Here is a 21,828-nt window from a genome sequence, read left to right as displayed (position 1 = left end):
ATTTATGAAATTCAGTAAAAAATATATAGCAGCTGGATCAGCTGTTATCGTATCCTTGAGTCTATGTGCATATGCACTGAACCAGTATCGCTCGCAGGAAAATAAGGACAATAATCGTGTCTCTTATGTGGATGGCAGCCAGTCAAGTCAGAAAACTGAAAACCTGACACCAGACCAAGTCAGCCAGAAAGAAGGAATTCAGGCTGAGCAAATTGTTATCAAGATCACAGATCAGGGCTATGTGACGTCACACGGTGATCACTATCATTACTACAATGGGAAAGTTCCTTATGATGCCCTCTTTAGTGAAGAACTTTTGATGAAGGATCCAAACTACCAACTTAAGGATGGAGATATTGTCAATGAGGTCAAGGGTGGCTATATCATCAAGGTCGATGGAAAATATTATGTCTACCTGAAAGATGCAGCTCATGCTGATAATGTTCGAACCAAGGATGAAATCAATCGTCAAAAACAAGAACATGTCAAAGATAATGAGAAGGTCAGCTCTGATGTTGCTGTAGCAAGGTCTCAGGGACGCTATACGACAGATGATGGCTATGTCTTTAATCCAGCTGATATTATCGAAGATACGGGTGATGCCTATATCGTTCCCCACGGAGGTCACTATCACTACATTCCAAAAAGTGATTTGTCTGCTAGTGAATTAGCAGCAGCAAAAGCTTATCTGGCTGGGAAAAATACGCAACCAAGTCAGCTAAGCTATTCTTCAACAGCTAGTGACAATAACACGCAATCTGTAGCACAAGGCTCAACTAGCAAGCCAGCAAATAAAGCTGAAAATCTCCAAAGTCTATTGAAAGAACTCTATGATTTACCTAGCGACCAACGTTACAGTGAATCAGATGGCTTGGTCTTTGACCCTGCTAAGATTATCAGTCGTACGGCAAATGGAGTTGCGATTCCGCATGGCGACCATTACCACTTTATTCCTTACAGCAAGCTCTCTCCTTTAGAAGAAAAGATTGCTAGAATGGTGCCTATCGATGGAACTGGTTCTACAGTTTCTACAAATGTAAAACCTAATGAAGTAGCGTCTAGTCTAGGAAGTCTTTCAAGTAGTCCATCTACTTTGAATCATGCCTCATTACTTACAAATAAGCCTATCTCTTCAACATCTGATGGTTATATCTTTAATCCTAAAGATATTGTCGAAGAAACTGCTACAGCTTATATTGTAAGACATGGTGATCATTTCCATTACATTCCTAAGTCGAATCAAATTGGACAACCGACTCTTCCAAGTAATAGTCTAACAACACCTTCGCCATCTCTTCCAATCAATCCAGGAACTTCACATGAGGAACATGAAGAAGATGGGCACGGCTTTGATGCTAATCGTATTATTGCTGAAGATGCGGCAGGCTTTGTCATGACTCATGGTAACCACAATCATTACTTCTTCAAGAAGGACTTGTCAGCAGAGCAAATTAAGGCAGCGCAGGATCATTTGAGAGGTAAAACGCCAGCAACACCAAGTCCAGCCCATGATGATCACGATGATGATGAGCACGACCACCATCATGGGGAAGACCATGATCACGGTTTTGATGCCGATCGTGTCATCAGTGAGGATGAACAAGGCTTTGTCATGAGTCATGGTGACCACAATCATTACTTCTTCAAGAAAGATTTGACAGCGGAGCAAATTAAGGCCGCACAGGATCATCTGAAAACACATCATGATGCAGAGCCTATAAAACCTCTTGCTAAAACGGTAGAGTCTTTCTCAAGAGATGCTAGTGATGAAGAAAAGATTGCTTACATTTCTAAGACCTATGGTGTTCCACTTGAAGCGATTAGAATTTCAAACGGATTCTTTGTTTTTGGAAATCCAGACCAAGCCTACGATCCAACTCATATCCACCCATATGCTGTTCGTAAGGAACATGTTCGACTTCCACTCCAAACTGGCAATCCAGAGCTTGATTTCCTAAATGAACTCTATACGACTGCCTTACGTGATGGTGTATCTCCTTATAGTTTGCAGGTAGAAAATGGTAGTTTTGTGATTCCTCATGGTGACCACAATCACTACATTAAGGTGCAAACTAAGGGCTATGAAGTAGCATTGAAAAACAAGATTCCAGCTCTTCAATCTAACTACCAACCTGGAGCTTTTGATGAGAAAACAGTCTTAGCAAAAGTAGAACAACTTCTAGCTGACAGTAGAAGCATCTACAAAGACAAGCCTATCGAACAAAGACAGATTGAGTTAGCCTTGGGTCAGTTTACTGAAAATATGAAGAAACTAGCAACTAACTCTACAGCAGGTTATCTTGCGACACTTGATCTCTTTGATAAGCAATATATCCATATTGATGAAAGTGTCAAACCTGTTGAAACAAGTGCTTTAGATAAGAAATATCAATCCTTGATTGATAAAATCAATACGCTAGATACTGACTCTTATGGACTTCCTAAAAAAGACCTTCTTGTTCGACTCCAAGAAGCTAAGTTAGCTAAAGATGAGGCTGGTTTAGCAGCGGTTGAATCACAACTTCAAGCTCTTCAAGACTTTAATGATCGTACTGGTGATACAAGTGTTGAATACATCAAGTACTTCTATGAGCATGTACAGGATGGTCGTTTAAGTGATGAACTTCGCAATAAAGTAGCCAATTTGACTTTGACTTTATATCAATCCCAATCCTTCCGTAAGGCTGTGGACTTGAATAAACTGTTCCCAAGCATTTATCAAACAAAACAAGAAGTAGAAGAGGCTTTGAAAAATCAGCCAGCTACTGCAAAAGTAAATGAAACAGTTTTAGATAAAGAAAAAGTTGATAACCAATCTGCTAAGCAAGCGATTTATGAATTTTTGAAAGATCTTTATCCTGATCTTAAAAAAGAAGAGCATGTCAATCATGTTAGCAAGGAAGAAGTAGAAAGTCTTTTGAGCAAGGCAAATCAACTCTTGGAACAACTCCAAGAAGAAGGAATCAGACAATCCTTGGCAGAAGAAGTAGAAAATCTCAAAGCTGCCACAAACAAGGCTGATGCAGATTTGGATGAAGTAAACAGTCAGGTAAAAGATGTCTTGACTCGTATCGCTAGCGCCCTTCAACAAGAAAAGGAAAATGCTGAGCAAGATCCTCAGACACTTGTACTCTATCAAAAACTCTACGATATTCTCATATCGCTTCACTCTTATTTAGAAAGTAATAATGGTTCTGATGAGGACTTTGATAAAGTGGATGCATTACTAGATCAACTTTCTGCTAAGAGTAAAGACAAAGCAGCTTTACTTGAATTGACCAAAGCTATTCTAGTTTTGAATCACCAAATCCAGTCAAAAGCTAGCTCAAGTGAAGAAACAAGTCCAGCAAGAAATGCTGAAGCAAATGGTGATAACACCAGTGCTGAGAATCAACCAAACGCAACTGCAGAATCTAACAGTGAAACTGCTAGCGACAAAAACAAACCGAGCAACACAAGAGATTCTAAACCTGCTGAATCAGCTTCAGAAAAGGAAACACCAGAATCTTCTACAACTACTGGAAATCAAGAAAAACCAGCAGAATAAAAAGAAAGGCGAAGTAGCTGAGCTACCTCGTCTTTTTAGTCTTTATAAGCTACGATGCCAATGATGGTATCAACTGCACGTTCCATAGTCTGAAGGCTGACGTATTCAAAACGTCCGTGCATATTTTCGCCGCCCGCAAAGATGTTCGGAGTTGGGATTCCCATAAAGGAAATCTTAGAGCCGTCTGTCCCTCCACGGATTGGTTCGATAATAGGAGTGATACCTAGATCTTCCATAACGGCTTTAGCAATGGTAATTGGAGTCATATCTTTTTCAATGACTTCTTTCATATTGTAGTACTGGTCTGTCAAGTTTAGAGTGACACGGTCGCTACCAAGTTCTTGATTCATTTTATCAGCGATAGACTGCATAGCTGCTTTACGCGCTTCAAAGGCATCTTTTTCAAAATCGCGAATGATGTAGCTTGCACGCGCCTCCTCAACGCTTCCAGCCACATCCATAAGATGATAGAATCCTTGGTAACCATCCGTTAACTCAGGTCGGTCATTTTCTGGAAGTTGATTGTGAAAATCAATTGCTAGCTGAAGGGCGTTGACCATTTGCCCTTTGGCAGTACCAGGGTGGACATTGCGTCCTTGGAAATGCAATTCAGCCCCAGCTGCTGAGAAGGTCTCGTACTGAAGCTCACCTAGTGGGCCGCCATCAACAGTGTAGGCAAAATCCACATCAAAATCTTCTGCATCAAATTGATTGGCACCAACGCCGATTTCTTCATCTGGACCAAAACCAACACGGATCTCACAGTGTTTGATTTCAGGATGGGCAGTCAGATATTCAATAGCAGTCATAATTTCAGCAATTCCTGACTTATCATCAGCACCTAGTAAGGTTGTTCCATCGGTTGTGATGAGCGTTTGTCCTGGATATTTCTCAAGACTCTTAAAGTCAGCTGGATCGAGTTTGAAACCAGAATTTCCAAGTTCAATCACACCACCATCGTAGTTTTCAATCACCTGAGGATTGACTCCTTCGGCATTAAAATCAGCAGTATCCATGTGGGAGATGAAGCCAATTTTTCGTGTTAAAGACGGATCGTTGGCTGGCAAGGTACCAATCGCAAAACCATTTGGAAGGTAGTAGACGTTTTGCAGTCCAACACGTTTCATTTCAGGAATTAGGACATTGGTTGCAAAGTCAACCTGACTCTGCGTACTTGGAGTAGTAGTAGAGTGTTCATCAGAGCGCGTGTTGACCTTAACGTAGGTTAAGAAGCGGTCCAAGAGATTGGGGTAAGTCATAAAAAACTCCTTTTGAATTCATTTTTTCCATTGTATCATAGAAAGAAGAGAAAAACAAAAGACAGAAGTTAGGGAAATTCGCTATGTTGGCGTTTACTTATTAATGGATAAATGATAAAATAAACTTGATAAAAATATCACAAGGAAGCAGTTATGAAAAAAGCAATTTTAATGATGACTTTCGGTTCGCCAGAAGAGATTACCTTTGAAGGTGTGGCTGATTTTTTCACAAATATTCGTCGTGGAGTGAGACCTCAAGACCACGAGATTCAAACACTCTATGATAATTATGTACTTATTGGAGGTACGCCTCTGCAAAGAATTACCCGTGAAGAGGTGGCCTTAGTAGAAGCTAGACTGGGGAATGAGTATAGTGTTTATTTTGCCAATAAATTTTCCAGTCCCTTTATTCCAGATGTGATCGGTCAGATGGAAGCAGACGGCATTGAACAGTGTATTTGCCTGATTTTGGAGCCTCATTATTCTTTTTACTCTGTCATGGGTTATGAGAAGTTTTTAGAAAGCAAGCAAATTCAATTTTTAGTCATTAAGGACTGGTATCAGGAAGAAGCGCTCTTAAACTATTGGGCAGATGAAATTGCTAAGATTTTAAAAGAAGAAGTAAAGCAAGATAGCTTTAAAGTCATCTTTTCAGCCCATAGTGTGCCTATTTTTGCCTTGGATTTTGGTGACCCATATATTGACCAAATTTTCGAAAATAGCAAGCTAGTCGCTGAAAAACTAGGACTGAGTTCAGAACAATATACCAACACTTGGCAGAGTGAAAGTGATATCGGGATTCCATGGATTAAGCCAGATGTTTTGGAGTATCTCAGAGAACAGAAAGAACATCCAGACCATTATATTTTTGTTCCTATCAGCTTCATTAGCGAGCATATTGAAGTCTTGTTTGACAATGATGTGGAATGTTATGACTTGTGTCAAGAATTGGGTGTGAACTACCATCGACCACCAATGCCCAATACGGATTCTCGCTTGATTGATGCCTTGGTCAATACAGTCAGAGCCAATGAACATCAAGAGTTTAAGGAATTTCTCCCAGAAGAAGAAACCTTTGATGAGTTAGTTCCTTCAGATGAGACGAAAAATATTTTGGCTGAATCTCAAGATTTACAAATGCCGGAATTTGTAAAAAAACTGATTGAGAAAAAAGGTCGGGAAAATGTTAAGATGCCTTATCTTATTAAGAAAATGCTTGAGAAAGCAGGCAAGTTACCCAAAGAGTAAAGAAAAAAGGATTTAGCTTTGCGCTAGATCCTTTTAATCGATTATTTTTTCTCAAGAAGCGCTTTGATTTCTTGAAGTACTTCCAATTCGGTTGGTTTTTTTTCGTCAGTTTTTTCTTCCTTTATGCCAGTCAGCTTCTGTGCTTTTTCAATACCTTTGATAATAAAGAAGAGGGCGGTACCGACAAAGATAAAATTGATAATAGCGCTTAAAAAGTTACCATAGCCGACTCCATGCCAAGAAAGTTGAGCGATACGTTCGACTTTAGCAGCTTTCAAAGCGGGATTTAAAATAAGAGGAGTGATAATGTCGTTTACAAGTGAAGTAACGATAGCACCAAAAGCAGAGGCAATGACAACACCGACAGCAAGGTCAATAACATTTCCTCGAAGCAAGAATGATTTTAGATTTTTTAACATACTGTTTTCCTTTCAACGTTTCGTGTTTCATTGTATCCTAAATCATTATAGAAGGCAATTAAAAGGCTCATAAATGGAATATTATTTTCTAAAAATATAGACCTTGCTCAAGATATAATTGATGATAATAATGAGTATTTGTGCAATTATTGTTTCAATTGCATTTACCTTATCAGGATTTTCATTTACAAATTGCCCTATGATGTTAGGAAAATGAGTTACAAAGAGAAAAGTTAAAAACAAGTCTAACAGAAAAGTGGAAAGGCGGGCAAGAAAAAATTTCAATAAACGGATAAGTCGCTTCTTCCTTGCTTGCTTAAACACAATCGTATCATTTGTGATAAAGGCAAATAGGATACCAATAATATTTGCTAAGGCAGTAGCAAGAAGTTCCTGATGACTTAGTTGATAAATGACTAGTCGTGAGAGAATCGAAACTAGAGTTGTTGCAAGGCCAAAAAAGAGATAGGCTAAGATTTCATTGTTAAAAAATTTTTGAATAGGTTTTTTCATGCTTTAAGTATAGCATAAAGCAGGCTATTGTGCTATACTAGTAAGGTTGAATAAAGCAACCCTTGGTGCTTAGCTTCTTTCACCAAGCATATTACACGCGGATAACCGCCAAAGGAGAAAAGATGAAAAAATTAACTATTCGTGATGTTGCAGATATTGCAATCGTTGCTGCTATCTATGTCGTTTTGACTGTCACACCGCCCCTAAATGCAATCAGCTATGGTGCTTATCAGTTCCGTATTTCAGAAATGATGAACTTTATGGCTTTTTACAATCCCAAGTACATCATCGGAGTTACTATCGGTTGTATGATTGCTAATTTCTTTAGCTTCGGACTCCTAGATGTCTTTGTTGGTGGTGGATCAACCTTGGTATTCCTCAGTTTAGGTGTTTGGCTTTTTGCAAAATACAGCAAGGATTACCTCTTTAACGGATTGATTCGAAAAGATCATTTCTTCTTTTCAATCCTCTTTTCAATTTCCATGTTTACCATCGCTGCAGAGTTGAATATCGTAGCGCAATTACCATTTTTCCTTACTTGGTTCACAACAGGGATCGGTGAATTTGCCTCATTGATTATTGGAGCGATTATCATTGGTAAAATTGGTCGTCGAATCGATTTAAGTAAATAGAAGAAGACAAGCTAGGTAGCCTTTACCTGGCTTTTTCTTATGGAAAATGTCTAAGGAAACTTGACAAGTTTTTCTGATTATAGTATACTTTTTAAGTAAGCTGATTTAGCTCAGTTGGCAGAGCGCATCCATGGTAAGGATGAGGTCGCCGGTTCAATCCCGGCAATTAGCATGATATTTACAGGGAAACTCTTGAATGCAAGAGTTTTTTCTTATGCTCGCGAGAAAAAATTCTGACTTTTGTATAATAAAAGTCAGACTGCAAAAATTTATTATTGACAAAACCAATTATCTCTAGTAATATAATAGATGCGATGAGTCGATAGGTAGTCTTCGGACTACTATTGAGCATAAGGAGGTCATAACGCAGGAGCGGACCTTGATGAGTTGTGTGAACCTGCTCATCACATGAAGATGCCTCTTAGTCCTTGGTCTAGTGACTGGGGATTTTTATTTTTCAAAAAATGATGAAAAAGCTTTGCAATTCATGGAAAAAGTAGTATAATACTTCTATTATAGAAATTTTTAGAAAATTCCGAAAGAGGTTATTTATGGGATATACAGTTGCTGTAGTCGGCGCGACAGGTGCTGTCGGTGCTCAGATGATAAAAATGTTGGAAGAATCAACACTTCCAATCGATAAAATTCGTTTACTTGCTTCTGCACGTTCAGCAGGCAAGACTTTGAAATTTAAAGACCAAGATATTACGATTGAAGAAACGACTGAAACTGCTTTTGAAGGAGTTGATATTGCTCTCTTTTCAGCAGGTGGTTCTACATCAGCTAAGTATGCACCATACGCAGTGAAAGCTGGCGCAGTAGTAGTAGATAATACATCTTACTTCCGTCAAAATCCAGATGTTCCTTTGGTTGTTCCAGAGGTCAATGCTCACGCACTTGATGCCCACAACGGGATTATTGCTTGCCCTAACTGTTCAACAATCCAAATGATGGTGGCTCTTGAGCCAGTTCGCCAAAAATGGGGCTTGGACCGTATCATTGTTTCAACTTATCAAGCCGTTTCAGGTGCTGGTATGGGAGCAATTCTTGAGACACAACGTGAGCTTCGTGAGGTCTTGAATGACGGAGTGAAACCACGTGATTTGCATGCCGAAATCTTGCCTTCAGGTGGGGACAAGAAACACTATCCTATCGCCTTTAACGCTCTTCCACAAATCGATGTCTTCACTGACAATGATTACACATACGAAGAGATGAAGATGACCAAGGAAACTAAGAAAATCATGGAAGATGATAGCATTGCAGTATCTGCAACATGTGTGCGTATTCCAGTCTTGTCAGCTCACTCTGAGTCTGTTTACATCGAAACAAAAGAAGTGGCTCCAATAGAAGAAGTCAAAGCAGCTATCGCAGCCTTCCCAGGCGCTGTTCTTGAAGATGATGTAGCTCATCAAATCTATCCGCAAGCCATCAATGCAGTTGGTTCACGTGATACCTTTGTTGGTCGTATCCGTAAAGACTTGGATGCAGAAAAAGGAATTCACATGTGGGTTGTTTCAGATAACCTTCTCAAAGGTGCTGCTTGGAACTCAGTTCAGATTGCTGAAACTTTGCACGAACGTGGATTGGTTCGTCCAACAGCTGAATTGAAATTTGAATTAAAATAGTCATATAATTTAGGAGTTCAGATGAACTCCTTCTTTGAAATAGAGAGGTGTTTTCATGTCTTATAAAGATTTAAAAGAGTGTAAAATCATCACAGCCTTTATTACCCCCTTTCACGAGGATGGTTCCATCAACTTTGATGCTATTCCAACCTTGATTGAGCATTTGTTGGCGCATCATACAGACGGAATTCTTCTCGCAGGGACCACTGCTGAGAGTCCAACCTTGACCCACGATGAGGAGTTGGAACTCTTTGCGGCTGTACAAAAGATTGTCAATGGACGCGTTCCTTTGATTGCGGGTGTAGGTACTAATGATACGCGTGACTCTATTGAGTTTGTCAAAGAAGTAGCGGAATTTGGCGGTTTTGCTGCTGGACTTGCTATTGTACCTTACTATAACAAACCTTCTCAAGAAGGGATGTATCAGCACTTTAAGGCTATTGCAGATGCTTCTGACCTACCTATTATTATCTATAACATTCCGGGGCGTGTAGTTGTCGAGTTGACTCCAGAAACCATGCTTCGCTTGGCTGACCATCCAAATATCATTGGCGTAAAAGAATGTACTAGTTTAGCAAATATGGCTTACTTGATTGAGCACAAGCCTGAAGAGTTCTTGATTTATACAGGTGAGGATGGAGATGCTTTCCATGCCATGAATCTTGGTGCGGATGGGGTTATTTCTGTTGCCTCTCATACAAATGGGGATGAAATGCACGAGATGTTTACTGCCATTGCAGAAAGCGATATGAAGAAGGCTGCAGCTATTCAACGTAAATTCATTCCTAAGGTCAATGCCCTCTTCTCTTATCCAAGTCCTGCTCCTGTTAAGGCCGTTCTTAACTATATGGGATTTGAAGCTGGCCCAACTCGTCTACCTCTTGTTCCAGCACCAGAAGAAGATGCTAAACGCATTATCAAGGTTGTCGTAGATGGCGACTACGAAGCGACTAAGGCAACTGTAACTGGTGTTTTAAGACCAGATTACTAATAAAGACAATAAAATCCATGACCGAATGAAGGATCATGGATTTTTCTTATTTTCCTAAACAGAATTGGCTAAAGAGCTGGGTAATGAGTTCATCAGGAGCAGCATCTCCAGTGATTTCTCCGAGGATTTCCCAAGTACGGGTCAAGTCAACTTGAAGCAAATCAACTGGCATCCCCAGTTCCAGACCTTGGTTAACAGCTTGTAGGCTTTCAACGGCCTTCTCAATCAAGGAAATGTGACGGGCATTTGACAAGTAGGTAGCATCTTGTTCAACCAAACCAGCATTTTCGAAGAAGAGGTTGTTAATTCTCTCTTCAATCTTATCGATGTTTTGGTTTTTAAGGACTGAAATACGAATAACGTCTTCAGGTAGTTCCGAAGCTTCAATAGCTTCTGGCAGGTCGGTTTTATTAAGAAGAATAATACGGTTTGTATCTTGGCTAATCTCAAGAAGTTGTTGGTCTTGGGCAATTAGTGGTTCACTGGCATTTAGCACCAGTAGAACCAAGTCGGCTTCCTTGAGGGCTTTTTTCGAACGCTCAACACCTATTTGTTCCACGATGTCATCCGTTTCACGGATACCGGCTGTATCAATCAATTTGAGAGGGACACCGTTGATGTTGACGTATTCTTCAATGACATCTCGAGTAGTACCAGCAATATCTGTAACGATAGCCTTGTCCTCACGCAAGAGGTTGTTGAGGAGGCTAGATTTCCCAACGTTTGGGCGTCCGATAATAGCAGTGGAAATTCCTTCACGGAGGATTTTACCGCGGCGGGCTGTCTTAAGGAGATTGGTTAGCAATTGCTCAAACTCCATAGTCTTCTCTCGGACAACAGCAGTAGTGGCTTCCTCAACATCGTCATACTCAGGATAGTCGATATTAACCTCAACTTGGGCGAGTGTATTTAGGATTTCTTGGCGGGTATTATTGATAAGATCAGAAAGGGAACCATCTAGTTGTTTGATCGCAATATTCATGGCCTTGTCAGTTTTTGCACGGATGATATCCATCACCGCCTCGGCCTGTGTCAAATCCACACGACCGTTTAGAAAGGCACGTTTGGTAAATTCACCAGGTTCTGCTAACCGAGCTCCTTCACGGATAGCTAGTTGGAGAATTTCATTGGTCACGGCAATCCCGCCGTGAGTGTTAATCTCGATAATATCCTCACGAGTGAAGGTCTTTGGAGATTTCATAGCCCCAACCATAACCTCGTCCATGACTTTACCAGTCAGAGGATCAACGATGTGACCGTAGTTGAGAGTGTGGCTAGCAACCTTGCTCAAGTCTTTTCCTTTAAAAATCTTTTGCGCAATAGCAAAACTGTCTGTTCCGCTCAGGCGGACAATACCAATAGCCCCTTCACCTAGTGGAGTAGAGATAGCAGCGATGGTATCAAATTCACGTGTAATCATATTGTTTCCTTTAATAAATAGCTCTTTTCTTGGAAATTTTTCCAAGTCTCTTTTCAAATTGTAACAAATTTGAACTATTTCTTCAATGGATGCTACTTGGAGATTGAAAAAGCCTAAGCAATTCTGCTTAAGCTAGCTTATTTGGTGCGCATTTCCCCTTGTGGGAAATAAGTTCCTTCTGGCATGTCGTTGATGATGACATGGACAGCAGATTGAGGAGCTCCAGTGTTGCGAACAACCGCTTCCGTTACTTCCTTAGCAAGAGCTTTCTTTTGCTCGAGCGTGCGTCCTTCAAATAAATCGATGCGTACAAATGGCATAATAGCTTCCTCCACTAGTTTTTGATTTCTTCTATTTTACCACATTTTGCCGTTTAAAGCTTCAGAAAATTATGATATACTAGAATGTAGCAAAAATTTAGAAATGGACGTGAAGCAAGAAACATGGCACAGTTGTATTATCGTTATGGGACCATGAACTCCGGTAAGACGATTGAGATTCTCAAGGTGGCCTATAACTATGAGGAGCAAGGAAAAGGTGTTGTGATTATGACCTCGGCTCTGGATACGCGTGACGGTGTTGGCTATGTGTCGAGTCGAATCGGTATGAAACGCCCTGCTCTTGCAATTGAGGAGACGACGGATATCTTTGGCTATATCCGAGACCTACCAGAAAAGCCTTACTGTGTTTTGGTCGATGAAGCCCAGTTTCTCAAACGTCATCATGTTTACGACCTAGCTCGTGTTGTGGACGAGTTAGATATACCCGTCATGACTTTTGGTTTGAAAAATGATTTTCGCAATGAACTGTTCGAAGGTTCCAAATATCTCTTGCTCTTAGCAGACAAGATTGATGAAATCAAGACCATCTGTCAGTATTGTAAGAAAAAGGCGACTATGGTTTTGCGAACACAGGATGGACTGCCCGTTTACGATGGTGAGCAGATTCAGATTGGTGGTAATGAAAACTATATCTCGGTTTGCCGTAAACATTATTTTGCCCCTGAAATCAATAAGGAGAATGAAGAAAAATGAACATCTATGATCAACTACAAGCAGTAGAAGACCGTTATGAAGAACTAGGTGAATTACTCAGTGACCCGGATGTCGTTTCAGACACCAAACGTTTTATGGAGCTTTCAAAAGAAGAGGCTTCAAGTCGTGATACGGTGACAGCCTACCGTGAGTACAAACAAGTCCTTCAAAACATCGTTGACGCAGAGGAAATGATTAAAGAATCAGGTGGAGACGCTGACTTGGAAGAAATGGCCAAGCAAGAGCTCAAAGATGCCAAGGCTGAAAAAGAAGAATACGAAGAAAAACTGAAAATTTTGCTCCTTCCAAAGGATCCAAACGATGACAAGAACATCATCCTTGAAATCCGAGGAGCCGCAGGTGGAGACGAAGCTGCACTTTTCGCTGGTGATTTGCTAACCATGTACCAAAAGTATGCGGAAGCCCAAGGTTGGCGCTTTGAAGTCATGGAAGCCTCTATGAATGGTGTCGGTGGTTTTAAAGAAGTGGTTGCTATGGTTTCTGGTCAGTCAGTTTACTCTAAACTCAAGTACGAATCAGGTGCCCATCGTGTGCAACGTGTCCCTGTGACAGAAAGCCAAGGCCGTGTTCATACTTCCACAGCGACAGTTCTTGTCATGCCTGAAGTTGAAGAGGTTGAATACGACATTGATCCAAAAGACCTTCGTGTTGACATCTACCACGCCTCTGGTGCTGGTGGACAGAACGTCAATAAGGTTGCGACTGCCGTTCGTATCGTTCACTTGCCAACCAATATCAAGGTCGAAATGCAGGAAGAACGTACCCAGCAGAAGAACCGTGAGAAAGCCATGAAAATCATCCGTGCGCGTGTTGCTGACCACTTTGCTCAGATTGCTCAGGATGAACAAGACGCTGAGCGTAAGTCAACAATCGGTACTGGTGACCGTTCAGAACGGATTCGTACTTATAACTTCCCACAAAACCGTGTCACAGACCACCGTATCGGCTTAACTCTCCAAAAACTAGATACCATCTTGTCTGGTAAATTGGACGAAGTTGTGGATGCCTTGGTGCTCTATGACCAAACACAAAAATTAGAAGAATTAAACAAATAATGAAATTAGCTCAATTATTTTCAGATTTTGAAGAAGAATTGATAAGACAAGGAGAGGAAGCTGAAAGCCTCTCTTTTGTCTATCGTAGTCTGAAAGACCTCACGTTTACAGACTTTGTTTTTGCCCTCCAGCAGGAGGTGACAACAGAGGAAGAAGTATTTGTAAAAGGAATTTTCCAACAGTTAGCAGCTCATAAACCGGCCCAGTATATCATTGGACAGGCAGATTTTTATGGAATGCAGTTAAAAGTGGATGAGCGGGTTTTGATTCCTCGTCCAGAGACAGAGGAGTTGGTGGAGCTTATTCTGGCTGAAAATCCTGATACGAATCTTTCAGTTCTGGATATTGGAACAGGTAGTGGAGCTATTGCTCTCGCTCTAGCAAAAAATAGACCAGACTGGTCAGTGACGGCAGCAGATATTTCCCAAGATGCCTTAGATTTAGCTAACGAAAATGCTAAAAATCAAAATCTTCAAATATTTTTAAAAAAATCTGACTGTTTTACAGAAATTTCTGAAAAATATGATATAATTGTTTCCAATCCACCCTATATCTCTCGTGAAGATGAGTCAGAGGTCGGCTTGAATGTTTTGCATTCGGAGCCTCATCTAGCTCTCTTTGCAGACGAAAATGGCCTAGCTATTTACCGTAGAATTGTGGAAGATGCAAAAGACTATCTCAAAGATGGTGGTAAGATTTACCTTGAAATTGGATACAAGCAAGGTCAAAGTGTTCCTGAACTTTTTAGGAAGCATCTTCCTGAAAAACGTGTAAGAACGCTTAAGGATCAATTTGGTCAAGATAGGATGGTTGTGGTTGATGATGGACAGGATTAGACAAGAGTTGGAAAATGGTAGAGCTGTCGTTCTACCTACAGAGACTGTTTATGGTCTTTTTGCTAAGGCATTAGATGAAAAAGCAGTTGACCATGTTTACCAACTCAAACGTCGTCCTAGGGATAAGGCACTCAACCTCAATATCGATTCTCTCGAGGACATCTTGTACTTTTCAAAGAATCAGCCAGCTTATCTACAAAAACTTGTAGAGACCTTTTTGCCAGGTCCCTTGACCCTTATTCTCGAAGCCAATGACCGAGTTCCTTATTGGGTCAATTCTGGTCTAGCAACGGTGGGATTTCGGATGCCCAGTCACCCTATCACACTTGATTTGATTAGAGAGACGGGGCCCTTGATTGGACCGTCTGCCAATATCTCAGGTCAGGCAAGTGGTGTAACCTTTGAACAAATTCTGAAGGGTTTTGATCAAGAGGTCCTGGGACTGGAAGACGATGCTTTTCTAACTGGACAAGATTCGACTATTATGGATTTGTCTGGAGACAAGGTGAAAATCTTACGCCAAGGGGCCATTAAGCGAGAAGATATTCTTGCTCAGTTGCCAGAGATTTCTTTTGAGGAGGAATGAGATGCTAAGAGATTTACAAGAAACAGATGTGAAAGCCATATGTGACATCAACCAAGAGGCTTTGGGCTATTCTTTTAGTCTAGAGGACACGGCTAGTCAACTAGCTAGACTATCTCAGGATTCCCATCATTTCCTACTTGGCTATGAGGATGCAGCTAGTCATGCCTTTCTTGGATATGTCCACGCTGAGGTCTATGAATCACTTTATTCTAAAGCAGGATTTAATATTTTAGCCTTAGCAGTTTCACCTCAAGCGCAAGGTCAAGGTATTGGTAAAAGCTTATTACAAGGGTTGGAGCAAGAAGCAAAAAGACGTAGTTATGGGTTTATCCGCTTAAACTCTGCCGATCATCGTCTGGGAGCTCATGCATTTTATGAAAAAGTTGGTTATACTTGTGATAAAATGCAGAAACGGTTTATTCGCATCTTTTAGTTTGATTTTCTAATAAGAAAATTAAACTAATGGACTAGTCACACAATAAAGGAGAAGACCTATGATTTTTGACAAAGATGATTTTAAAGCATATGATGCTGATCTATGGAATGCTATTGCCAAAGAAGAAGAACGACAACAAAACAACATTGAGTTGATTGCTTCGGAAAACGTAGTTTCCAAGGCTGTTATGGCAGCTCAAGGGTCTATCTTGACGAATAAATACGCCGAAGGTTACCCAGGACGCCGTTATTATGGTGGAACGGATGTGGTAGACGTGGTAGAATCTCTAGCTATTGAGCGTGCAAAAGAAATTTTCGGCGCTAAATTTGCCAATGTCCAACCACACTCAGGAAGCCAAGCCAACTGTGCGTCTTACATGGCCTTAATTGAGCCAGGTGATACCGTTATGGGGATGGATTTGGCAGCAGGTGGACACTTGACCCACGGAGCTCCAGTTAGCTTTTCTGGTCAAACCTACAACTTTGTTTCTTATAGTGTAGATCCTGAAACGGAACTCTTGGATTTTGATGCTATCTTGAAACAAGCCCAAGAAGTCAAACCAAAATTGATCGTAGCAGGTGCTTCAGCCTATTCTCAAATTATCGACTTTTCAAAATTCCGTGAAATTGCGGACGCTGTTGGGGCTAAACTTATGGTAGATATGGCTCATATCGCTGGTTTGGTTGCAGCTGGTCTACATCCTAGCCCAGTGCCATACGCTCACATCACAACAACCACAACCCACAAAACCCTTCGTGGCCCTCGTGGTGGTTTGATTTTGACCAATGATGAAGACTTAGCTAAGAAAATCAATTCAGCTATTTTCCCTGGTATTCAGGGCGGCCCTTTGGAGCATGTTGTGGCGGCTAAAGCTGTTTCCTTCAAAGAAGTCTTAGATCCAGCTTTCAAGGAATATGCTGCTAATGTTATCAAGAACAGCAAGGCTATGGCAGATGTCTTCTTGCAAGACCCTGATTTCCGTATTATTTCTGGCGGGACTGAAAATCACCTCTTCCTAGTGGATGTGACTAAAGTTGTAGAAAACGGAAAAGTTGCCCAAAACTTGCTGGATGAAGTCAATATTACCCTAAATAAAAACTCAATTCCTTACGAAACCTTGTCACCATTCAAGACAAGTGGTATTCGTATCGGAGCAGCAGCCATTACTGCACGTGGATTTGGTGAAGAAGAAAGTCGCAAAGTGGCTGAGCTCATCATTAAAACCCTTAAAAATGCAGAAAATGAAGCTGTCTTAGAAGAAGTGAGAAGTGCAGTCAAAGAATTGACAGATGCCTTCCCACTATACGAGGACTAAAACTTTTATGGACATTTATATTAAGAAAGCTATTATCCATCAGTTCAGCCCAGATGATACCGAGCTGTTCTTAGCGGATAAGCTTCTCAATATTACTCCAAAAATCGAAGAATACCTGCGTAAAAAAATTGAACGTGTGTATTCAGATGAAGCCAAGACTGGGATTTTCGAGGAAGAAAATCCCTTCTTCAATCACATCACAGACGATTTATTGGAGACATCAGTAACACTGGCTAATCTCTGGAAAGAGGAGTTTAGCATTTCTGAAAATCTCAAGACCAATGACTTGATTTTTGTGCAATTTTCTAAAGAAGGTGTGGAACATTTCGCTTTCTTGAGAATTGCCCTGCGTGAGACCTTGACTCACCTCGGAGGAGAAGTTGATAATCCAATCAAGCTGACTCAGAATAACTTGCCTGGATTTGGAACAGGGGCTGATGAGGCCTTGGTGGTCAATCTTCAGAGTCGCAAGTACCATCTGATTGAAAAACGAATCAAGTACAATGGGACTTTTTTAAACTATTTTTCAGATAATCTTCTTGCTGTCGCCCCTAAAATTTCACCCAAGAAATCTATCAAAGAACTGGAAAAAACGGCCCAGAGAATTGCTGAAACCTTTAACACAGACGATTTTCAATTTCAATCCAAGGTCAAATCAGCGATTTTCAACAACCTAGAAGAAAGCAATGAATTGTCACCTGAAAAATTGGCCAATGACCTTTTCGACAATAATCTGACAGCTCGTTTGAGCTTTATTGATCAAGTTAAAGAAACTGTACCAGAACCAGTTCAATTTGATGAAATTGATGCCAGTCGCCAATTAAAGAAATTTGAAAACCAAAAACTTTCCTTGTCAAATGGAATTGAGCTCATCGTTCCCAATAACGTCTATCAAGACGCCGAGTCTGTTGAGTTTATCCAAAACGACAATGGAACCTACTCTATCTTAATCAAAAATATCGAGGATATCCAAAGTAAATAATGTTTAAACGAATTCGAAGAGTGCTTGTACTAGCAGTCTTCCTTTTTGCTGGCTATAAAGCTTACCGCGTTCACCAAGATGTCAAGCAAGTCATGACCTATCAACCTATGGTGCGAGAAATCTTGAGTGAAAAAGACACCCCAGCAAACGAAGAGCTTGTGCTCGCTATGATTTATACCGAAACAAAAGGAAAAGAAGGCGATGTTATGCAGTCTAGTGAGTCTGCAAGTGGTTCAACCAATACCATCAATGATAACGCCTCTAGCATTCGGCAAGGCGTTCAAACTCTGACAGATAATCTCTATCTGGCCCAGAAGAAGGGGGTAGATGTCTGGACGGCTGTTCAAGCCTATAATTTTGGACCTGCCTATATCGATTTTATCGTCCAAAATGGTAAGGAAAACACCCTAGCACTGGCTAAACAGTATTCTCGTGAGACTGTTGCTCCCTTGCTGGGTAATACGACTGGAAAGACTTATAGTTATATTCACCCCATTTCCGTTTTTCACGGTGCCGAACTCTATGTAAATGGAGGAAACTATTACTATTCTAGGCAGGTTCATCTTAACCTTTACATCATCAAATGTTTCACTCTCTTTTCAACATCTGGCTAATCCAGGTGTTTTTGTTATAAGTTTTCTTTAAGATAGATATATTACTCTAAAAAGGTAAAGGAGGGAATTCCCTATGAGAAAGAAACTCTTTCTGACCAGTGCTGCGGTCTTGTGGGCAGTAACAGCTATGAATAGCGCCCGTGCAGCAACAGATGTGCAAAAAGTCATCGATGAAACATATGTCCAACCTGAATATGTCCTAGGTTCTTCACTATCTGACGACCAAAAAAATCAAACCCTAAAAAAACTAGGCTACAATGCCTCCACAGACACCAAAGAACTCAAGACCATGACACCTGATGTCTATTCTAAGATTATGAATGTGGCCAATGACTCTAGCTTACAGTTGTATTCATCAGCCAAGATTCAAAAACTAGGTGACAAATCACCACTTGAGGTAAAGATTGAAACACCAGAAAACATTACTAAGGTGACGCAGGATATGTACCGCAATGCAGCCGTAACTTTAGGAGTAGAACACGCCAAAATCACTGTAGCAGCCCCTATCCCAGTTACAGGTGAGAGCGCCCTAGCAGGGATTTATTATTCGCTAGAGGCTAATGGAGCCAAGGTGCCACAAGCCAATAAAGACTTGGCTCAAGAAGAGCTAAAGGCTTTGTCCGATATCAATGCTGAAAATAAGGACAAGTCAGGCTATGATGCTAATAAATTAAACGTTGCTCTAGCCGATATCAAGTCAGCACTCGCCAAAGCTAAAGAAAGCAAGGGAAATCTGACAGAAGAAGATGTCCGCAAAATCGTTGAAGATACCTTAAAAAATTACAAACTTGATCAGGTGATAACAGGAAACCAGATCAATATCATCATCAATTTTGCTTTGAATCTCTCAAAAAGTGATATCCTCAGCAATGCAGACTTCACTAAAACCTTGAATGACCTTAAACAAAGTATTGTTTCACAAGCTGGCGACAGTTTTAAAAATATCAACCTTAACTTTGATGCTGATAAGGTGATAGAGGACGGCGGGAACTTTTTAAGCTCCCTCTGGCAAGCCATTGTCAACTTCTTCAAGAGTTTTGGTTCTTAAGAAATTTCATGGTATAATAGATGGTAACCGTAACGTTGCCGTCTTTTTTGTCGGCCAATAGAAAGAGAAGAGAATGTTAAAGAAAAATGATATTGTAGAAGTTGAAATTGTTGATTTGACCCATGAAGGAGCAGGAGTGGCCAAGGTAGATGGTTTGGTATTTTTTGTCGAAAATGCTTTACCGAGTGAAAAAATTCTCATGCGTATCCTCAAGGTCAATAAAAAGATTGGTTTTGGGAAAGTTGAAGAATACCTTGTCCAATCACCACACCGTAATCAAGATCTAGATTTGGCTTACCTGCGTTCAGGAATCGCTGATTTAGGTCATCTTGCATATCCAGAACAGCTTAAGTTTAAAACCAAGCAAGTCAAGGATAGTCTATACAAGATTGCTGGGATTGCTGATGTAGAGGTTGCTGAAACTTTGAGTATGAAAAATCCAGTCAAGTACCGCAATAAGGCGCAGGTTCCTGTTCGTAGAGTGAATGGTATCTTGGAAACAGGATTTTTCCGTAAGAATTCCCACGACCTCATGCCACTGGAAGATTTCTTTATTCAAGATCCTGTGATTGATGAGGTAGTAGTAGCCCTACGCGATTTGCTTCGTCGTTATGATTTGAAACCTTATGATGAAAAGGAACAAGCTGGCTTGATTCGAAACCTTGTGGTGCGTCGCGGACACTATTCAGGTCAAATTATGGTTATTTTGGTAACCACTCGTCCGAAGATTTTCCGTGTGGAGCAATTGATTGAACAACTAATCAAACAGTTCCCAGAGATTGTGTCTGTTATGCAAAATATCAATGACCAAAACACTAATGCTATTCTTGGTAAGGAATGGCGCACACTTTATGGACAAGACTCTATCACTGACCAGATGTTGGGAAATGACTACCAAATCGCTGGACCTGCTTTTTACCAAGTCAATACTGAAATGGCTGAAAAACTTTATCAAACAGCCATTGACTTTGCAGCATTAAAATCAGATGATGTGGCCATTGATGCCTATTCTGGTATCGGGACGATTGGCCTCTCTGTTGCGAAACACGTCAAGGAAGTTTATGGTGTTGAGGTAATTCCAGAAGCGGTTGAGAATAGCAAGAAGAATGCCCAACTGAACCATATTTCAAACGCCCACTATGTCTGTGCTACAGCTGAAAATGCTATGAAAAATTGGCTTAAAGATGGGATTCAACCAACCGTTATTTTGGTTGATCCTCCACGCAAGGGCTTGACCGAAAGCTTTATCAAAGCAAGTAGCCAAACAGGAGCTGATCGCATTGCCTATATCTCATGTAATGTCGCGACTATGGCGCGTGATATCAAACTCTACCGAGAATTGGGATATGAATTGAAGAAAGTCCAGCCGGTGGATCTTTTTCCGCAAACGCATCATGTTGAGGCAGTATCACTGCTTGTACGAGCTGAGGCATCAGCGAAGTAGAAGTAGATGATCTGCCCATGGGATAGGACTCGTAGAATGAGGAGGGAAACCGACGAAATGATAAGGCAAGTCCGAACCGCTGAGTGTGTAGTGTTGCTTGAAAAAGCGTAAAAACCTTGGAACGAAATTTATAATGAAAAGCCTTGAATGTAAGGCTTTTTTCTTTGTGGATGAGAAGTATCAGAGTGAGAATACAAGTTGAGTATCTTGATGTGATAGCCTGATAGGCTGTCAATCTATTTCCATAAAACCTAGAGGGTACGGAGTTGTTACCATAGATAAGGAGTTTGTGGGAATAGAAATGTACCCACCTTGTTTGAATCAAGTGAAGTGTAGTTGAAGGAAATCTGTTGAAAGCAATACTTCATTTTACCGAATAAGTAATAATTTAGGCAACTTCAAATCGATTAAAAAAAACTATTTTAAAGGTTAAGAGTAGACAAAAATTGTCCACTCTTTTTTGCAAACTCAATTTATCAATAAATGAAATGAGGGAATGTAAAATGAAATATTTTGAGGTTGAGTTAGAAAATCCTGATGAATTTTTAAAACTACAAACAGAAGATTTTGTGAAAGCTAATCGCTTGCTACTAAGGAAGATAATCCAGAGCGTTACAGTCTATGAAGAAAACTTCGTCATATCCTTTAAATCTGGCATCGAATTGGAAGTATGAGTCTCATTCCATAACTTTTATATTGAACATATCATCTTTTTGTGTTATACTATAAATTGATATAAACAAAGATGTAGGAGGAACCGAAACTATGACAGCCTCAATGCGTTTAAGATAAGCTGGCAA

21 protein-coding genes, 1 tRNA gene and 1 riboswitch are annotated in these 21,828 nt (G+C 40.5%); of the genes, 17 read left to right on the top strand and 5 right to left on the bottom strand.

Annotated elements, in window-relative coordinates; genetic code table 11:
* The first annotated feature begins 4 nt into the window (after window positions 1–4).
* On the top strand, window positions 5–3,547 hold the full coding sequence (locus tag HWX15_RS00870; RefSeq protein WP_175879978.1) for a pneumococcal-type histidine triad protein: 3,543 nt from the start codon (window positions 5–7) through the stop codon (window positions 3,545–3,547).
* A 35-nt stretch (window positions 3,548–3,582) separates the two neighbouring features.
* Here HWX15_RS00870 and pepT read toward each other — a convergent pair whose 3' ends face one another.
* Complete coding sequence (gene pepT, locus HWX15_RS00865; protein WP_175879977.1) at window positions 3,583–4,806, bottom strand: peptidase T; 1,224 nt, start codon at window positions 4,804–4,806, stop codon at window positions 3,583–3,585.
* A gap of 153 nt (window positions 4,807–4,959) precedes the next feature.
* Between pepT and hemH the strand changes: the two genes are divergently transcribed.
* Complete coding sequence (hemH, locus tag HWX15_RS00860) at window positions 4,960–6,054, top strand: ferrochelatase (protein ID WP_175879976.1); 1,095 nt, start codon at window positions 4,960–4,962, stop codon at window positions 6,052–6,054.
* 41 nt (window positions 6,055–6,095) lie between these two features.
* On the opposite strand, the gene mscL is transcribed toward hemH, so the two are convergent.
* Together mscL and HWX15_RS00850 are read right to left on the bottom strand one after the other, a co-directional pair.
* On the bottom strand, window positions 6,096–6,473 hold the full coding sequence (mscL, locus tag HWX15_RS00855) for a large conductance mechanosensitive channel protein MscL (protein WP_000916792.1): 378 nt from the start codon (window positions 6,471–6,473) through the stop codon (window positions 6,096–6,098).
* An 81-nt stretch (window positions 6,474–6,554) separates the two neighbouring features.
* Window positions 6,555–6,986, bottom strand: coding sequence for a GtrA family protein (locus HWX15_RS00850; RefSeq protein ID WP_175879975.1), 432 nt, complete (start codon window positions 6,984–6,986; stop codon window positions 6,555–6,557).
* Between the two features lie 28 nt (window positions 6,987–7,014).
* A riboswitch (PreQ1 riboswitch) is annotated at window positions 7,015–7,111 on the top strand.
* On the opposite strand from HWX15_RS00850, the gene HWX15_RS00845 reads away from it, so the two are divergent.
* The 4 genes from HWX15_RS00845 (at window position 7,109) to dapA (ending at window position 10,237) form a co-directional block, all read left to right on the top strand.
* On the top strand, window positions 7,109–7,618 hold the full coding sequence (locus HWX15_RS00845) for a QueT transporter family protein (RefSeq protein ID WP_000737072.1): 510 nt from the start codon (window positions 7,109–7,111) through the stop codon (window positions 7,616–7,618). (Overlaps the previous riboswitch by 3 nt.)
* Window positions 7,619–7,717: 99 nt before the next feature.
* Window positions 7,718–7,790: transfer RNA gene (locus HWX15_RS00840), tRNA-Thr, on the top strand.
* Window positions 7,791–8,169: 379 nt separating this feature from the next.
* Entirely contained in the window at window positions 8,170–9,246 is a 1,077-nt protein-coding gene (locus HWX15_RS00835; RefSeq protein ID WP_000542462.1) for an aspartate-semialdehyde dehydrogenase, read from the top strand.
* 55 nt (window positions 9,247–9,301) lie between these two features.
* Window positions 9,302–10,237: a 4-hydroxy-tetrahydrodipicolinate synthase gene (gene dapA, locus HWX15_RS00830; protein WP_175879974.1), complete on the top strand. Its 936-nt coding sequence runs from the start codon at window positions 9,302–9,304 to the stop codon at window positions 10,235–10,237.
* Window positions 10,238–10,283: 46 nt separating this feature from the next.
* Here the strand turns inward: dapA and mnmE are convergent, their stop codons facing one another.
* Entirely contained in the window at window positions 10,284–11,657 is a 1,374-nt protein-coding gene (gene mnmE, locus HWX15_RS00825) for a tRNA uridine-5-carboxymethylaminomethyl(34) synthesis GTPase MnmE (protein WP_175879973.1), read from the bottom strand.
* Between the two features lie 137 nt (window positions 11,658–11,794).
* Window positions 11,795–11,977, bottom strand: coding sequence for a 4-oxalocrotonate tautomerase (locus HWX15_RS00820; RefSeq protein ID WP_001117401.1), 183 nt, complete (start codon window positions 11,975–11,977; stop codon window positions 11,795–11,797).
* Between the two features lie 123 nt (window positions 11,978–12,100).
* Between HWX15_RS00820 and HWX15_RS00815 the strand changes: the two genes are divergently transcribed.
* From HWX15_RS00815 to HWX15_RS00765, 11 genes are all read left to right on the top strand, one after another.
* Window positions 12,101–12,691 carry a thymidine kinase gene (locus HWX15_RS00815; RefSeq protein WP_175879972.1) on the top strand — a complete coding sequence of 197 codons (591 nt, stop codon included), beginning with the start codon at window positions 12,101–12,103 and terminating at the stop codon, window positions 12,689–12,691.
* Window positions 12,688–13,767, top strand: coding sequence for a peptide chain release factor 1 (gene prfA, locus HWX15_RS00810; protein WP_001028807.1), 1,080 nt, complete (start codon window positions 12,688–12,690; stop codon window positions 13,765–13,767). The genes HWX15_RS00815 and prfA overlap by 4 nt, the downstream gene beginning before the upstream one ends.
* Window positions 13,767–14,603 carry a peptide chain release factor N(5)-glutamine methyltransferase gene (prmC, locus tag HWX15_RS00805; RefSeq protein ID WP_175879971.1) on the top strand — a complete coding sequence of 279 codons (837 nt, stop codon included), beginning with the start codon at window positions 13,767–13,769 and terminating at the stop codon, window positions 14,601–14,603. The genes prfA and prmC overlap by 1 nt, the downstream gene beginning before the upstream one ends.
* Window positions 14,587–15,189: an L-threonylcarbamoyladenylate synthase gene (locus HWX15_RS00800; RefSeq protein ID WP_050115383.1), complete on the top strand. Its 603-nt coding sequence runs from the start codon at window positions 14,587–14,589 to the stop codon at window positions 15,187–15,189. The genes prmC and HWX15_RS00800 overlap by 17 nt, the downstream gene beginning before the upstream one ends.
* A gap of 1 nt (window position 15,190) precedes the next feature.
* On the top strand, window positions 15,191–15,622 hold the full coding sequence (locus HWX15_RS00795; RefSeq protein ID WP_050115386.1) for a GNAT family N-acetyltransferase: 432 nt from the start codon (window positions 15,191–15,193) through the stop codon (window positions 15,620–15,622).
* A 61-nt stretch (window positions 15,623–15,683) separates the two neighbouring features.
* Entirely contained in the window at window positions 15,684–16,940 is a 1,257-nt protein-coding gene (gene glyA / locus HWX15_RS00790) for a serine hydroxymethyltransferase (RefSeq protein ID WP_050115388.1), read from the top strand.
* A 7-nt stretch (window positions 16,941–16,947) separates the two neighbouring features.
* A complete protein-coding gene (locus HWX15_RS00785; RefSeq protein WP_175879970.1) occupies window positions 16,948–17,922 on the top strand; it encodes a nucleoid-associated protein in 975 nt (324 codons plus the stop codon).
* Window positions 17,922–18,536: a cell wall hydrolase Pmp23 gene (gene pmp23 / locus HWX15_RS00780; RefSeq protein WP_175879969.1), complete on the top strand. Its 615-nt coding sequence runs from the start codon at window positions 17,922–17,924 to the stop codon at window positions 18,534–18,536. The genes HWX15_RS00785 and pmp23 overlap by 1 nt, the downstream gene beginning before the upstream one ends.
* A gap of 73 nt (window positions 18,537–18,609) precedes the next feature.
* Window positions 18,610–19,584, top strand: a complete 975-nt coding sequence (locus HWX15_RS00775; RefSeq protein WP_175879968.1) for a DUF1002 domain-containing protein — start codon at window positions 18,610–18,612, stop codon at window positions 19,582–19,584.
* A 73-nt stretch (window positions 19,585–19,657) separates the two neighbouring features.
* Complete coding sequence (gene rlmD, locus HWX15_RS00770; protein ID WP_175879967.1) at window positions 19,658–21,028, top strand: 23S rRNA (uracil(1939)-C(5))-methyltransferase RlmD; 1,371 nt, start codon at window positions 19,658–19,660, stop codon at window positions 21,026–21,028.
* Between the two features lie 503 nt (window positions 21,029–21,531).
* Complete coding sequence (locus HWX15_RS00765; protein WP_000873143.1) at window positions 21,532–21,702, top strand: hypothetical protein; 171 nt, start codon at window positions 21,532–21,534, stop codon at window positions 21,700–21,702.
* Window positions 21,703–21,828: the final 126 nt, after the last annotated feature.

It is taken from the genome of Streptococcus thalassemiae (assembly GCF_903645285.1).
In the GTDB taxonomy this organism is placed as follows: domain Bacteria; phylum Bacillota; class Bacilli; order Lactobacillales; family Streptococcaceae; genus Streptococcus; species Streptococcus thalassemiae.
The sequence above is the reverse complement of the archived record's forward strand: the minus strand, read 5'-3'. Positions and strand labels throughout refer to the sequence as shown.

Bases quoted from the DNA above. Each gene is read 5' to 3' on its own strand.
- HWX15_RS00870 (WP_175879978.1), top strand. From the start codon at position 5: ATGAAATTCAGTAAAAAATATATAGCAGCTGGATCAGCTGTTATCGTA.
- pepT (WP_175879977.1), bottom strand. From the start codon at position 4,806: ATGACTTACCCCAATCTCTTGGACCGCTTCTTAACCTACGTTAAGGTC.
- hemH (WP_175879976.1), top strand. From the start codon at position 4,960: ATGAAAAAAGCAATTTTAATGATGACTTTCGGTTCGCCAGAAGAGATT.
- mscL (WP_000916792.1), bottom strand. From the start codon at position 6,473: ATGTTAAAAAATCTAAAATCATTCTTGCTTCGAGGAAATGTTATTGAC.
- HWX15_RS00850 (WP_175879975.1), bottom strand. From the start codon at position 6,986: ATGAAAAAACCTATTCAAAAATTTTTTAACAATGAAATCTTAGCCTAT.
- HWX15_RS00845 (WP_000737072.1), top strand. From the start codon at position 7,109: ATGAAAAAATTAACTATTCGTGATGTTGCAGATATTGCAATCGTTGCT.
- HWX15_RS00835 (WP_000542462.1), top strand. From the start codon at position 8,170: ATGGGATATACAGTTGCTGTAGTCGGCGCGACAGGTGCTGTCGGTGCT.
- dapA (WP_175879974.1), top strand. From the start codon at position 9,302: ATGTCTTATAAAGATTTAAAAGAGTGTAAAATCATCACAGCCTTTATT.
- mnmE (WP_175879973.1), bottom strand. From the start codon at position 11,657: ATGATTACACGTGAATTTGATACCATCGCTGCTATCTCTACTCCACTA.
- HWX15_RS00820 (WP_001117401.1), bottom strand. From the start codon at position 11,977: ATGCCATTTGTACGCATCGATTTATTTGAAGGACGCACGCTCGAGCAA.
- HWX15_RS00815 (WP_175879972.1), top strand. From the start codon at position 12,101: ATGGCACAGTTGTATTATCGTTATGGGACCATGAACTCCGGTAAGACG.
- prfA (WP_001028807.1), top strand. From the start codon at position 12,688: ATGAACATCTATGATCAACTACAAGCAGTAGAAGACCGTTATGAAGAA.
- prmC (WP_175879971.1), top strand. From the start codon at position 13,767: ATGAAATTAGCTCAATTATTTTCAGATTTTGAAGAAGAATTGATAAGA.
- HWX15_RS00800 (WP_050115383.1), top strand. From the start codon at position 14,587: ATGATGGACAGGATTAGACAAGAGTTGGAAAATGGTAGAGCTGTCGTT.
- HWX15_RS00795 (WP_050115386.1), top strand. From the start codon at position 15,191: ATGCTAAGAGATTTACAAGAAACAGATGTGAAAGCCATATGTGACATC.
- glyA (WP_050115388.1), top strand. From the start codon at position 15,684: ATGATTTTTGACAAAGATGATTTTAAAGCATATGATGCTGATCTATGG.
- HWX15_RS00785 (WP_175879970.1), top strand. From the start codon at position 16,948: ATGGACATTTATATTAAGAAAGCTATTATCCATCAGTTCAGCCCAGAT.
- pmp23 (WP_175879969.1), top strand. From the start codon at position 17,922: ATGTTTAAACGAATTCGAAGAGTGCTTGTACTAGCAGTCTTCCTTTTT.
- HWX15_RS00775 (WP_175879968.1), top strand. From the start codon at position 18,610: ATGAGAAAGAAACTCTTTCTGACCAGTGCTGCGGTCTTGTGGGCAGTA.
- rlmD (WP_175879967.1), top strand. From the start codon at position 19,658: ATGTTAAAGAAAAATGATATTGTAGAAGTTGAAATTGTTGATTTGACC.
- HWX15_RS00765 (WP_000873143.1), top strand. From the start codon at position 21,532: ATGAAATATTTTGAGGTTGAGTTAGAAAATCCTGATGAATTTTTAAAA.